The sequence below is a fragment of the Vibrio sp. VPAP30 genome, assembly GCF_001188205.1.
GTDB classification, from domain to species: domain Bacteria; phylum Pseudomonadota; class Gammaproteobacteria; order Enterobacterales; family Vibrionaceae; genus Vibrio; species Vibrio bivalvicida.
In genome coordinates, this window is record NZ_LBLS01000028.1 from 125,775 (window position 1) to 138,468 (window position 12,694).

11 protein-coding genes and 1 other annotated feature are annotated in these 12,694 nt (G+C 45.2%); of the genes, 4 read left to right on the plus strand and 7 right to left on the minus strand.

The genetic code is table 11. The features are described 5' to 3' along the window. Positions 1 to 2 precede the first annotated feature (2 nt). From ZX61_RS12900 to ZX61_RS12910, 3 genes are all read right to left on the minus strand, one after another. Positions 3 to 593, minus strand: a complete 591-nt coding sequence (locus ZX61_RS12900) for an aminodeoxychorismate/anthranilate synthase component II (RefSeq protein WP_049845038.1) — start codon at positions 591 to 593, stop codon at positions 3 to 5. A 7-nt stretch (positions 594 to 600) separates the two neighbouring features. Beyond that, the gene (locus tag ZX61_RS12905) at positions 601 to 2,163 is read right to left on the minus strand and encodes an anthranilate synthase component 1 (RefSeq protein ID WP_049845039.1); all 1,563 of its coding nucleotides are present in this window, start codon (positions 2,161 to 2,163) and stop codon (positions 601 to 603) included. A gap of 127 nt (positions 2,164 to 2,290) precedes the next feature. Continuing rightward, positions 2,291 to 2,394 (minus strand) — a sequence feature (Trp leader region). Next, on the minus strand, positions 2,341 to 2,466 hold the full coding sequence (locus ZX61_RS12910; RefSeq protein ID WP_049845040.1) for a Trp operon leader peptide: 126 nt from the start codon (positions 2,464 to 2,466) through the stop codon (positions 2,341 to 2,343). (Overlaps the previous feature by 54 nt.) An 82-nt stretch (positions 2,467 to 2,548) precedes the next feature. Between ZX61_RS12910 and rnm the strand changes: the two genes are divergently transcribed. From rnm to ZX61_RS12930, 4 genes are all read left to right on the plus strand, one after another. After that, positions 2,549 to 3,415 carry an RNase RNM gene (gene rnm, locus ZX61_RS12915; RefSeq protein ID WP_049845041.1) on the plus strand — a complete coding sequence of 289 codons (867 nt, stop codon included), beginning with the start codon at positions 2,549 to 2,551 and terminating at the stop codon, positions 3,413 to 3,415. 36 nt (positions 3,416 to 3,451) lie between these two features. Then, positions 3,452 to 4,072: an L-threonylcarbamoyladenylate synthase gene (locus ZX61_RS12920; RefSeq protein WP_049845042.1), complete on the plus strand. Its 621-nt coding sequence runs from the start codon at positions 3,452 to 3,454 to the stop codon at positions 4,070 to 4,072. Between the two features lie 106 nt (positions 4,073 to 4,178). Next, positions 4,179 to 5,117 carry a 23S rRNA pseudouridine(2605) synthase RluB gene (gene rluB / locus ZX61_RS12925; RefSeq protein WP_049845043.1) on the plus strand — a complete coding sequence of 313 codons (939 nt, stop codon included), beginning with the start codon at positions 4,179 to 4,181 and terminating at the stop codon, positions 5,115 to 5,117. Positions 5,118 to 5,328: 211 nt separating this feature from the next. Further along, on the plus strand, positions 5,329 to 7,605 hold the full coding sequence (locus ZX61_RS12930; protein ID WP_049845044.1) for a putative bifunctional diguanylate cyclase/phosphodiesterase: 2,277 nt from the start codon (positions 5,329 to 5,331) through the stop codon (positions 7,603 to 7,605). A gap of 23 nt (positions 7,606 to 7,628) precedes the next feature. On the opposite strand, the gene ZX61_RS23740 is transcribed toward ZX61_RS12930, so the two are convergent. The 4 genes from ZX61_RS23740 to trxB all read right to left on the minus strand — a co-directional run bounded on the left by ZX61_RS23740 (position 7,629) and on the right by trxB (position 12,514). Continuing rightward, entirely contained in the window at positions 7,629 to 7,826 is a 198-nt protein-coding gene (locus ZX61_RS23740) for a DUF1289 domain-containing protein (RefSeq protein WP_082173481.1), read from the minus strand. A 74-nt stretch (positions 7,827 to 7,900) separates the two neighbouring features. After that, positions 7,901 to 9,622 carry a heme ABC transporter ATP-binding protein/permease CydC gene (gene cydC, locus ZX61_RS12935; protein ID WP_049845045.1) on the minus strand — a complete coding sequence of 574 codons (1,722 nt, stop codon included), beginning with the start codon at positions 9,620 to 9,622 and terminating at the stop codon, positions 7,901 to 7,903. Beyond that, positions 9,615 to 11,402, minus strand: a complete 1,788-nt coding sequence (gene cydD / locus ZX61_RS12940) for a heme ABC transporter permease/ATP-binding protein CydD (protein WP_049845046.1) — start codon at positions 11,400 to 11,402, stop codon at positions 9,615 to 9,617. Before cydD ends, cydC begins: the two co-directional genes overlap by 8 nt. A gap of 149 nt (positions 11,403 to 11,551) precedes the next feature. Next, positions 11,552 to 12,514, minus strand: a complete 963-nt coding sequence (gene trxB, locus ZX61_RS12945) for a thioredoxin-disulfide reductase (RefSeq protein WP_049845047.1) — start codon at positions 12,512 to 12,514, stop codon at positions 11,552 to 11,554. Between the last annotated feature and the right edge of the window lie 180 nt (positions 12,515 to 12,694).

Below are 12,694 nucleotides of genomic sequence, written 5' to 3' on the forward strand. Positions count from 1 at the left end.
CCTTATTTGTCGTTCTTCTTTAGAGCCCACTCAATGGCATTAGCTAGCAGCGTTGCACCGTAGGTAGTCATAATTGATTCTGGGTGGAATTGGAAACCACACACCTTATCTTGCTCTTGTACTACAGACATCACCAAATCATCAACTTCAGCCGTGATGGTTAAAGACGATGGTACTTCGGTTGCGACTAATGAATGGTAACGAGCAATGGCAAGAGGAGAAGGTAGCCCAGCATAGGTGTCGTGGTTTTGGTGTTCCATCATCGATACTTTACCGTGAATGATTTCACCCGCACCAGCAACGGTGCCGCCATAGGCTTCGACGATTGCTTGGTGACCTAAACAAATACCAATCATAGGTACTTTGCCTTTAAGACGCTGGATAATCTCTGGCATTGAGCCCGCTTCTGACGGAGCCCCCGGACCTGGAGATAACAGCACCACTGGGTTATCTAAGTTAGCGACTGTCGATTCAATGACCTCTGCCGCGATGTTGTTACGGTAGATAGTCACGTCGTGACCTAATGAGCGGAATTGATCCACCAGGTTATAGGTAAACGAATCGAAGTTGTCGATAAAAACGATATTTGCCATCTCGATGCTACTCCTTATGTGCTGATTGAATAGCAGAGATTACTGCTTGAGCCTTACCGCGGGTTTCGTCAGCCTCAGCTTGTGGATCTGAATCGAAAACAACCCCAGCGCCGGCTTGAACTTGCGCGATGCCATTTTCTACGTAAGCAGAGCGAATCACGATACAAGTATCTAATGTTCCTTCTCCAGTAAGATAGCCCACTGCGCCGCCATAGCTGCCGCGGCGGGCTCCCTCGACATCTCGAATCAATTGCATTGCGCGGATTTTCGGCGCACCAGTTAGCGTGCCCATGTTCATACAAGCTTGATAAGCGTGTAGGGCATCTAAGTCATCACGTAGTTGACCTACTACTCGTGAAACTAGGTGCATTACATGGCTGTAGCGGTCGACTTTAAGTAAGTCCGCAACGTGGCGAGTGCCTGCTTGAGAGATACGAGCCACATCATTGCGTGCTAAATCGACCAGCATCATGTGCTCAGCATTCTCTTTTTTATCTGTGCGCAGCTCTAGTTCAATACGGCTATCTAGATCAAAGTCAATTTCGCCATTTGGTCGTTTACCACGGCGGCGCGTACCAGCAATTGGGTAGATTTCAACTTGGTTTGATTGAGTTTCGTACTTAAGGGCACTTTCTGGCGAAGCGCCGAACAGAGTGAAAAGCTCATCTTGCATGTAGAACATGTAAGGGCTTGGGTTGCTCTGTTTTAGCTCTTTATAAGCCGCCAGTGGAGAAGGGCAAGGTAAGGTAAAGCGACGTGATGGCACTACTTGGAAAACATCGCCTTTAACCACAAACTCTTTTAAGTCGCGCACAATCTGACAGAAGTCAGTATCAGAAATGCTTGGCTCTGCGTGAGTATCAGCAGCCGGTACTGCTTTTGGTAGCGTTTTTAAATTGGCACAGGCGGCACTAATCTCTTCGATACGAGCAGTTAATTCAGGTTTGCAAGCGTCGGTGGCGAACAGGGCAGCTTGAAGCTCACATGACTGCTTTTGATGATCGACAACCAGTAAGGTCTCCGCAACATAAAAAACGTAGTCAGGACATTGGTTTGATTGAGCTGCATCACCCAAAGGCTCAAAATTAGCCACTAAATCATAGGCAAATAAACCACCGATAAAGATCGCGTGCTTGTGCAGCTCTGCGATATCGAAGCTGTGCTGAATCAAGCGCAGTGCATCAAAAGAAGAGGCTTCACGTAGTCGGGAGTCTTCATCCAAGGTGTTGCACGGTTCACTGTATTCCAGTACCAGTACGCTGCCGTTAAATGTATGTTGAATACTCGGATTAATGTTGTGCGTAAGGTGAGAAAGCAGGTTTTTACCATTGTCGGTTAACGCGGTCATTGTCACCGTATGTCCGTAACAAACGATGCGCACCGCTGAGTCAACAATAAGAAGGCTTTGTAGGTCCTGCTTTGAGTCGATTTCAGCAGATTCCAATAACAGGCTGTCGGTTTTGTTTTCACATAGCGTGTGGAACAGCTGCGTAGGATCTTGGGCATACGGGGCCGTACTTCGAATTAACTCGATGTTACCTAGCTTCTTGATTTCAATGGCCTTGTTCACAAGACCTCCTTTCTCTAAAATTTTTACTTCCTGCCGTACATAGTCGCATAAAGCAAACGGTCACCCAATCAGGTTTTGGTTAAATTTGACGATTGTTTAAGCACTTAAATGTGAGACAGATTACAAAACAAAAAAGCCCGCTTTGGTAGCGGGCTTTTGAAACTTGAATTCTATGATTTAGAAGTACACGTTAGCCCACCAAGAACTTGTCCAAGTGCGCCACCAAGCAAGATCAGCTGAACTATTATTCATAGTGTCAGCAGCAAGTTTTGCTTTATGGTTTTGGTTAATGTCTTGTAACATAGTGAGCCTTAAGTCAGGTACTTCGTATTTGTGTACTAGTTAACTAGTGCAGGGGTAAAAAGTCAACTAAAAAAACAAAATTATGAGAATTGATTTACACAGTCATACGACCGCCTCAGATGGAAGACTGCCTCCACATGAATTAATAGATAGAGCCCTTGGCTTTCAACTTGATGTGTTAGCGATCACCGATCACGATACCGTCGATGCATTGGCGCCCGCGCATCAATATGTCCAAGACAACAATCTGTCATTGCGGATAATCAACGGAATTGAAATTTCTACCGTTTGGCAGAATAAAGATATTCACATTGTAGGTTTGAATATCGACCCAGAGTCTCAAGCACTCAATGAACTGATCGTAAAACAGAAAAATCATAGAGTAGCACGCGCTGAAATGATTGCTCAGCGCCTTGAAAAAGCAACTCAAGAAGGTGTGCTCGAAGATGTAAAAGTAATTGCTGGTGACGCGCCAATCACGCGGGCCCATTTCGCTAAATGGTTGGTCGATAACGGCTATGCGAAAACGATGCAGCAAGTGTTTAAGAAATACCTAACGCGCAATAATCCGGGTTATGTGCCGCCAAACTGGTGCACAATGAAAGAAGCGATTGAAGCAATTCATGCCGCTGGTGGGCAGGCTGTACTGGCTCACCCAGGGCGCTATGATCTAACCGCTAAATGGATAAAACGGCTAATCAGTGCTTTTGTTGAAGCAGGAGGAGATGCGATGGAAGTTGCTCAACCTCAACAAGGGCAACAAGAAAGGCGCAACTTGGCGGATTATGCTATACAATACAATCTATTAGCCTCTCAAGGCAGCGACTTTCATTATCCTTCACCTTGGATGGAGTTAGGACGAAATTTATGGCTTCCATCGGGCGTTGAACCTGTATGGAAAGATTGGGGTATTGAGCCTTCGTCAGTGGATTCGAACAATACCAATTAACTATAGAGTCGTGAGACTCGATAATGAGGAATTACAATGAGCCAGTTTTTTTACGTACACCCAGAAAACCCTCAGGCTCGCTTGATCAATCAGGCTGTAGCAATCATTCGTAATGGTGGGGTAGTGATTTACCCTACGGATTCGGGCTACGCATTGGGTTGTCAGCTTGAAAATAAACAGGCACTGGAGCGTATCTGTCAGATTCGTCGTTTAGATGATAAGCACAACTTTACTTTGTTGTGCCGCGATTTATCTGAGCTATCTCTTTATGCTCGTGTGGATAATACGGCATTTCGTCTGCTGAAGAACAATACGCCTGGGCCGTACACCTTTATTTTTAAAGGGACTAAGGAAGTTCCGCGCCGCTTAATGAATGCCAAGCGTAAGACGATTGGTATCCGCGTGCCAGATAACCAAATTGCCCTCGACTTACTCGAAGCGCTTGGCGAGCCGTTGATGTCAACATCGCTTATCTTACCGGGTAACGATACGACCGAATCTGACCCAGAGGACATTCGCGACAAACTAGAGCATGCGGTTGATTGTATCCTAAACGGTGGATACTTAGGCGAGCAACCAACGACAGTGGTTGATTTCAGTAATGATGAACCAATCATTGCCCGTGTTGGCTCAGGTGATCCTGCTCCATTCGAATAGTCAAAAGTGCGTGATTTTCACCACACTTTTTGCGATAATGTGCGACCGCGATTTTGGGTCGCACTTGTTTATTCGACGTCTGAGAAGACGACACATAGGTAGATAAATGAACGAAAAACTACAGAAAGTATTGGCTCGAGCTGGTCATGGCTCTCGACGCGAACTAGAAGCTTTGATTAAAGCGGGTCGTGTGAGCGTGAACGGTATCGTTGCTAAACTTGGCGAACGACTAGAAGACGAAAATGCAGTTGTGCGTATCGACGGTCACACTGTTTCTGCTAAAGCGCAGGAAGAAGTGATTTGTCGCGTATTGGCATACTACAAGCCGGAAGGTGAACTGTGTACTCGTCATGACCCAGAAGGTCGTCGTACTGTTTTTGATCGTCTGCCAAAAATCCGCGGTTCTCGTTGGATTTCTGTTGGCCGTCTTGATGCGAATACTTCGGGCTTACTGCTATTTACCACTGATGGCGAATTGGCTAACCGCTTAATGCACCCAAGCCGCCAAGTAGAACGTGAGTACTTAGTACGTGTATTTGGTGAAGTGAATGAACAGAAGGTGAAGAATCTAGTTCGTGGTGTTGAACTTGAAGACGGTATGGCTCGCTTCGAAGATGTTGTTTACGCGGGTGGTGATGGTATGAACCACACTTTCTACGTAGCGATTAACGAAGGTCGTAACCGTGAGGTTCGTCGTTTGTGGGAATCTCAAGATACTACGGTTAGCCGCTTAAAACGTGTACGTTACGGTGACATTTACCTAGACAAGAAACTGCCTCGCGGTGGATGGATGGAACTGGATCTTAAAGAGGTTAACTATCTACGTGAGTTGGTTGAGCTTCGCCCAGAGAGAGAGACATTGCTTGATGAAAACAAAGCAAACTCATCTCGAAAACGTGAACGCTCACGCAGTCAGAAGATTCGCCGTGCAGTTAAGCGTCACGAAGAGCGGGTAAACAGCGGCGGTGGCCGTAGTAACAATCCGTCACGCCGTAAACCTAAAAAAGGTGCAGGCAAGCCAAACGCACGCAATACACAGCGCTAGAAGCTATTGGACATTAAAAAGAGCAGCACTCATTGAGTGCTGCTCTTTTTTATTTGCTCCACGAAATTGATAACTTTCTTGATATTTTCAATCATAACTTGAAGGGGCAGTTTTAGGCACACTACTTATAGTTACACAAGAAGCCTAACGATTTTTACACTATTCTTGAGGTAGCGAAGACAAAGTATTAGGTTCAACGGATTTAGACTAAATGGCATTTATTAAGAAGAATATTTGGTTAGCCTTCTACCTGATTCTGTTTTTGTGGACAGCAGCTACCTTTGGGGCTGTTTATCATCTGTACCATAATAACTATCGGGACTATGCTGAGAGACAACAAAATCTAACCAGCCTGACCGCAAGGGCGTTTGACTCTTCATTAACTCAGTTCAAAACCATCCTCGATATCGTTGGTACCTACCTGACCAGCTTTGACGTCTATGCAGAAAATGAAGACACCTACGAATTACTCTCAGAAACCGTTGACCTAGATAATGCCATCATATCGGTTACTTTGTACTCGGTTGATGGTGACGCTATCGTAACTGCGCCTCAAGTCGCGGGGTCACACAAAAACCTGCTTAGTCAACCTGAAACACGCGATACTTTCCAACAGGCTCTCGTCAACAAAAGCACCGTCATTGGGCGGACCTATTATCACGAAAAACTGGACAAGCTCATCGTCCCATTTCGCAAGCTTTTGATTGGAGATACAGGAGAGCCCATGTTCGTATTGGAGATCGCTGTTTCTTTAAAAAATGGCTTTCACTATTTTAGAACCTTCAGTAAAACCACTGAAGGGCAAGAGTACGATATCTTTCTTTATCGTGAGCAGGATAGATTTTTCCAAATCGCACCACGAGAAAAAATTTATGATAGGTCTGTTTACAAGTACCAAATACGGCAACGAGATGTTGACTTAAGTGTTGCTAGACTTCAACGCTTGACGGGGTTAAGCATAAAGGAAATTAAGTCCTCTGGTCACGTTGTTGTCCACGAATTAGACCACCCTGAGCGGCGCTCTATCTCGGCGGCTACATACATTGACAAATATGGGCTTTGGGTGGCAACAGAAGTGAAGAAAAGGGTTGTCATCAGTAGCTTTCTTTCTCAATTACCCGTCATCGTATTACTATATTTGATTGGAATTGTTGTGATGTTTTTCTTGTTTAGGAGCATTGCGACTAACGAGCGAAGAAAACAAGAAGAGCTCAGTTATCAGGCTCACCACGACTATCTTACTGGAATAGAGAATCTATTTAGCTTCGACAAAGCGCTCTCATCTTTCCTACCGCCGGCCAGTTATAGCGTACTTAGTTTAAACATCGACGGTTTCAAAGTGATCAACGACAATTTTGGTAACCAAGCGGGAGACACAGTGCTGAAGTCAGTGGTTTACAGGCTCAAAGAATGCATTGATAGTGAGCACAAACTCTATCGTTTTGGTGGTGATGAATTCGTCTTACTGACAAACTCAACAGATGAAACCTACCTTACTAGGCTAGGGGACCGACTTTGTGACACGTTTAAACAGCCGTTTGCCTTTCGTGAGTTAGAGATTGATCTGACTTGCAGCGTCAGCATTGCTGTTAACTTAGGTGGTGAGTTCAGCGGGGATGAAGTAAAACGAAATGCTGAATTAGCGATGGCAGTGGCAAAAAAAGCTCGTAGTAGCGTAATTTTCTATCAAGAGCGTTTCTTGCATGAGTACATTGAAAGAAGCAGGATTGAACTTGCTTTAAAAGGCGCGATTGACCGTAGCGAATTGTTCGTAGTCTATCAACCACAGGTGAATGCCCTGAAAGAGCTTAGAGGTGTCGAGGCTTTGCTAAGATGGGAACACCCTGAGTTAGGCCCTATACCACCAGACAAATTCATCGCTGTCGCTGAAAACTGCGGTTTTATGCCGCGACTAGGGGATTTTGTATTGGAGCGTGCGTTGTCTGACATGAGTCAACTGGCTAAGGACACCAATTGTCAGTTTGATGTAGCGATCAATGTCTCTGTCAAACAGTTGAATAGTGAGGATTTTGTAAGCAAAGTACTCAAATTGGTTCATAAATACAAGTTTGAACAACGGAGGTTAATCCTCGAAGTAACAGAGAGTGTATTTGTTGAAGACTTACACAAAATAACTGCTCTGCTTGGGGAGTTGAAAAGACATTCGATTCGAGTTTCACTTGACGATTTTGGCACTGGATATTCATCGCTGAGCTTACTCAAGCACTTACCAATCTGCGAAGTTAAGATAGATAAGAGTTTTGTCTCTGATATGCTCTCAAATGACAAATCTTACTCTATGCTTGCGAGTGTTTTACATATGTCACAGCAGCTTGGATTAGGTACTGTTGCAGAAGGGGTCGAGACCTCAAAAGAAGTCGCAGCGCTAAGACAATTAGGTTGCGATGTTTACCAAGGATTCTATTTTGCTAAACCAATGCGGCTGGAGTCTCTAAGAGAGTATACTGGCCAACAAATCCATCACTAAAGCTTCAAAGCTAGTTATCTGGCCTAAGTCCAACGACCTTTTCGCTCGACTTTACGTTGAGTACAGGCTCTCAATATCTCGTGCCTTTGCTCATTGGTTGATTGTGACCATCGTAGTATTTCGTCCAATGAACGATAGCAGCCTAAGCAAATGTCATCTTGATCCAAGCAGCAGTGACGGATGCACGGGTTAGGGATAGGACCATCTCGATCTTCAGACATGGAAACTCTCTTAAAGCATATTTATATAACTATACAAAATGCCCCAGCGCAGGCTGGGGCATTTTAGCTATTTTTTACAGTGTCTGACTAAGTGCGAAGTAGCGACCTTGTCGTTCCATCAATTCTTGATGGCTGCCATGCTCAACAATTTCACCTTGCTCGATTAAACAAATTGAATCCATCTTGTCTAAATCAACCAAACGGTGGGTAACAAACACCACAGTTTTGCTAACAAAATGCTGCTCAAATAGTTGCATTATTTGTTGCTCTGTCCGCTTGTCCAAACCTTCGGTAGGCTCATCAAGTAGCAGAATTGGGGCATTGTGTAGTAGGGCACGCGCAATACCAATGCGGCGCTTTTCACCGCCGGAAAGCTGTCGACCACCGTCGCCGAGCCATGTGTCTAAACCTGCTTCGTCGAGAAGCTTAGCCAGCCCGACTTTAGACAGAACCTGAGCAAGTTCATCGTCATCTGCTAACGGTTTAGCCATGGCTAGGTTGTCACGCAGTGAGCCGTTAAGAATATCGACACGTTGGCTCACAACGCTAATGGTTTGGCGAAGCTGACTCTCACTCCAATGTTGAATTGGCTTACCCGAGATTTCGATGCAGCCTTGTTGAACATCCCAATAGCGGTTGAGCAATTGTAGAAGGGTCGATTTGCCAGAGCCAGTTTGACCGACAATCGCAATTCTGTGCTGCGCTGGAATCGCTAACTCGATGCGTTTAATGGCATCGTTGTTTGCATCAGGGTAGTGGAAAGAGACCCCTTTATATTCGATTGAAAATTGCTGATCATGCTCAGTATCTTTCTCAGGGAAATAAACGTCAGGTTCTGATTGAGTAATATCATTAAGCCTGCGAGCTGAAGTTAGTGTCTGGCCTAGATGTTGGAACGCGCCAGCAATTGGCATCAAAAGTTCAACACTCGCCATTGTGGCAAACGCGACCAGAGCGATCATCGGATCTGGAGTATTGCCGCCCACACCGTCAGCCGCCAACCAAAGCATTAGCACAATCGTCCAGCCGTTAGCCAGCAACAGTAAGGCTTGCGCTAGCCCAGAAAAGTGAGCATTAAAAAACTGATTTTTGAGCAGTTTTTGTTGTGTATCTAGGATCGCATTGCGGTAGCGTTCTTCTGCACCAAACAACGTGAGCTCACTGTATCCCTGTATCCAATCTAGGGTAGCGATACGTAAATCCGCTTTGTTTTGCGTTAATTCACCGCCGTTGCGTTTACCCAGTTTGTAAAACAGAACGGGCCAAGTAAGCAAAATTGTAAACATAATTGCCCCAAGGGATAAGCCTAGTTGTGAGTCAAACCAGCTTACGAGGGCTGTTAGGCCCAAGATCCCCAGAGTGCCGACAATCATTGGGCTAACCAGTCTTAAGTAGACATGGTCCATAGCATCAATATCGGCTACAAGACGGTTTAATAGATCTGCATCGCGAAGATTAGATACGCGGCCTGGGATCAGTGGTGCGAGCTTAGAAAAGAAAAAGACACGTAAGTCGGTTAGGAGCTTAAACGTTGCGTTGTGACTCACAACCCGTTCACCCCAACGACCAGCAGTTCTGCCCATTGCAAAACCACGGACAAATGCCCCCGGTAACATGTAGTTGAATGTTTCTCTTGCTATGGTTAGGCCAGCAACCGCCGCCGCTGATAGGAACCAGCCAGAGAGAGTAAGCAAGCCAATTGATGCCGCTAAGGTTAGAAAGGCTAATAGCATTCCAAGTGAAAGACCAAACCAATGCTTTTTATATAACTTTAAGTAGGGAAGTAAATCACGCATCTAAGTTCCCCTTATTTGCCTGGATAAGCGCTTGGTTTGACGACAGCATATCGCGGAACAAGCCATCAGCTTGTGCAAGTTCGCTGAACTGTCCAGATTGAACAACCTTACCATCTTTCATGACTAGGATCTGTCCGACATTTTTTAGTGGTGTAAGCTGGTGGGTGACCATCAAAGTGGTCTTGCCTTTGATTTGATTGTTCAAGCCTTGCATGACCAGTCGCTCACTACGCGCGTCTAAACTCGCTGTTGGTTCGTCAAGCAACCAAAAATCACCGTTTTGCACCATTGCACGTGCCAATGCTAAGCGTTGAGCCTGCCCAACCGACAAACCACCTGAGCGATCCGAGACGGCATAATCAAGCCCGTGTTGGTTAACAAATTCTGCAGAGTAAGATTCTTCGAGTGCTTGCTTGATTACTTCGTTACTCACGTTCGTTTTACCAAGCGTGATGTTGTCACGTATGGAACCATGCAATAGCAACGGGTTTTGGCCTACCCAACTTATTTTTCTTCGCCAGTTGTTTAGGTCGAGGTCTGTACGTTCAATACTATTAATCGTCAGGGAGCCCTTGTAAGGCAAGAACCCCAATATAGCATTGACCAAAGTCGTTTTACCCGCGCCGCTTGGGCCAACAAGTGCTGTTGTCTGCGCAGATGACAATGTGAAGCTGACAGGGCCAAGAAGCTTATGCCCTTCAGGGGAGTAAACTTCGAGATCTTTTGCGGTGATGGCGACAGAGTCCTTCTCGCAAAGCTGCGCTGACCCAGAGCGAACTGTCTCTACATCTGTTTCTAGGAACTCAACAATGCTTTCTGCTGCGCCAACAGCTTGCTGTTTCGCGTGGTAAAAAGTGCCGAGATCGCGCAAAGGTTGGTAAAATTCGGGTGCAAGAACAAGGATAAATAATCCAGCAAATAATGTAACTCCTACACCATAGTCGCCAAAGTTCAGTTCACCGATGAAGGCAAAGCCGAAGTAAACCGCAGTTAAGGCAATTGAGATAGAAGTAAAGAACTCAAGTACTGCAGACGACAAAAATGCGATTTTTAGTACGTCCATAGTGCGAACTCTAAATACTTCAGATGCACCGCGCATCACTTCGGTTTCAGCCGCAGTTCTGTCGAATAAGCGTATAGTTGTCATGGCTTGAAGTCGGTCATAAAAGTGACCGGATAAACGCTGTAGAGCTTTGAAGTTCTTGCGGTTCGCGTCAGCGGCTTTCATTCCCACCAATGCCATAAACAGTGGAACCAAAGGAGCTGTAACCAAGAAAATTAAACCTGCCGCCCAGTTAACAGGGAAGACAACAATTAAAATGACAAACGGAACTAGCACAGAAAGCGACATTTGAGGTAGGTAGCGAGCAAAAAAATCATGCATATCTTCGACTTGTTCAAGCAAAAGAGTTGCCCAAGCCCCCGCAGGTTTACCCTTAATGTAAGCTGGGCCGAGTTCGCGTAGCTTATCCAAGATCAATTGGCGAATGTAAACACGGATCTGCTCACCACATCGATAACCAGCGATTTCGCGTCCCCAAGAGCACAGGGAGCGTACTCCGACCACGGCAACTAAGCCAAGGAAATAAGGGACCAACTCATATTTGTCAACTTGTTCGATAATTAGTTGGTGCAAGATTGTTGCAAGCAGAGCGGCCTGAGCTAAAAGGAATATGCTTGAAAGAACACCGAGACCAACAGCAGTCATAAGCCACCGCTTGGCGAGCTTACTTTGCTGCTTGAGCCATTGATTCAAGCTGCTTTGTTTCTTTTTATCCATCGTGAAGGCTTAATGAGAATTATTATAAAGTTTTGGAGTTGCGCATTATACAAAAGAAAGCCCCGCGGGAATACCGCAGGGCTTTAAGGTTTTGAGCCAAAAATGAAAAATATTATTTAAACTTAGCTCGGTAGTGGTATTGATACAGGCTATTTGTTATCAGCAAGTGCATCTAGGTAACGCTCAGCATCCAGTGCCGCCATACAACCACTACCGGCAGAAGTAATCGCCTGACGGTAGTTATGGTCCATGACATCACCAGCGGCAAAAACACCAGGGACGCTAGTTTGTGTTGCATTACCTTCTAGGCCGGATTGAACGATGATGTAACCGTCTTTCATCTCTAGCTGACCTTCAAAGATTGAGGTGTTTGGCTGGTGGCCAATCGCAATAAATGCGCCCATCACATCAATTTGTTCGATATTGTCTGACTGAGTATCTTTGATTCGCACGCCCGTCACACCCATGTCGTCACCAACGACTTCTTCCAAAATACGGTCAGTATGAAGAATGATGTTGCCATTCTCTACTTTATCCATTAGGCGTTTAACTAGAATTTTTTCAGCGCGGAAGCTATCACGGCGGTGGACTAAGTGAACTTCAGAAGCAATGTTCGAAAGGTAAAGTGCTTCTTCAACTGCGGTATTACCACCACCAACAACAGCAACTTTTTGGTTACGGTAGAAGAAACCATCACAAGTTGCACAAGCCGAAACACCACGGCCCTTGAATGCTTCTTCAGATTCTAGACCTAAATACTTAGCTGAGGCACCTGTTGAAATAATAAGCGCATCACATGTGTATTCACCGCTATCACCTTTGAGACGGAAAGGGCGCCTGCTGAAATCAACCTCATTGATGTGATCAAAAAGAATTTCAGTTTCAAAGCGTTCAGCATGCTCTTTCATTCGATCCATTAGACCAGGACCAGTTAAGCCTTCAGGATCGCCAGGCCAGTTTTCAACTTCAGTTGTTGTCGTTAACTGACCACCTTGTTGCATACCTGTCACCAGAACGGGATTTAAGTTTGCGCGGGCAGCATAAACTGCGGCAGTGTAGCCAGCAGGACCGGAACCAAGGATTAAAAGATGGCTGTGTTTTACGTCGCTCATTTGTGCTCCATTAGCGGTGACGCTTATTCATTTATTTGATTCGATTGTATGGAATATATGGGGCCATTAAAAGGGTTAGCAAGGGAAGAGAATGTAATAATTGGTTATAGATTAGAACGCAAACGTTATCTGCCAATTTGGTATTCATATTTATAACTCATTGATGTTGATAAGAAAATT

What these genes read in the sequence shown, in the direction of transcription:
- cydD (WP_049845046.1), bottom strand. Translation starts at nt 11,402, where the DNA reads ATGGATAAAAAGAAACAAAGCAGCTTGAATCAATGGCTCAAGCAGCAA.
- rnm (WP_049845041.1), top strand. Translation starts at nt 2,549, where the DNA reads ATGAGAATTGATTTACACAGTCATACGACCGCCTCAGATGGAAGACTG.
- trxB (WP_049845047.1), bottom strand. Translation starts at nt 12,514, where the DNA reads ATGAGCGACGTAAAACACAGCCATCTTTTAATCCTTGGTTCCGGTCCT.
- ZX61_RS12910 (WP_049845040.1), bottom strand. Translation starts at nt 2,466, where the DNA reads ATGTTACAAGACATTAACCAAAACCATAAAGCAAAACTTGCTGCTGAC.
- ZX61_RS12930 (WP_049845044.1), top strand. Translation starts at nt 5,329, where the DNA reads ATGGCATTTATTAAGAAGAATATTTGGTTAGCCTTCTACCTGATTCTG.
- rluB (WP_049845043.1), top strand. Translation starts at nt 4,179, where the DNA reads ATGAACGAAAAACTACAGAAAGTATTGGCTCGAGCTGGTCATGGCTCT.
- ZX61_RS12920 (WP_049845042.1), top strand. Translation starts at nt 3,452, where the DNA reads ATGAGCCAGTTTTTTTACGTACACCCAGAAAACCCTCAGGCTCGCTTG.
- ZX61_RS12900 (WP_049845038.1), bottom strand. Translation starts at nt 593, where the DNA reads ATGGCAAATATCGTTTTTATCGACAACTTCGATTCGTTTACCTATAAC.
- ZX61_RS23740 (WP_082173481.1), bottom strand. Translation starts at nt 7,826, where the DNA reads ATGTCTGAAGATCGAGATGGTCCTATCCCTAACCCGTGCATCCGTCAC.
- cydC (WP_049845045.1), bottom strand. Translation starts at nt 9,622, where the DNA reads ATGCGTGATTTACTTCCCTACTTAAAGTTATATAAAAAGCATTGGTTT.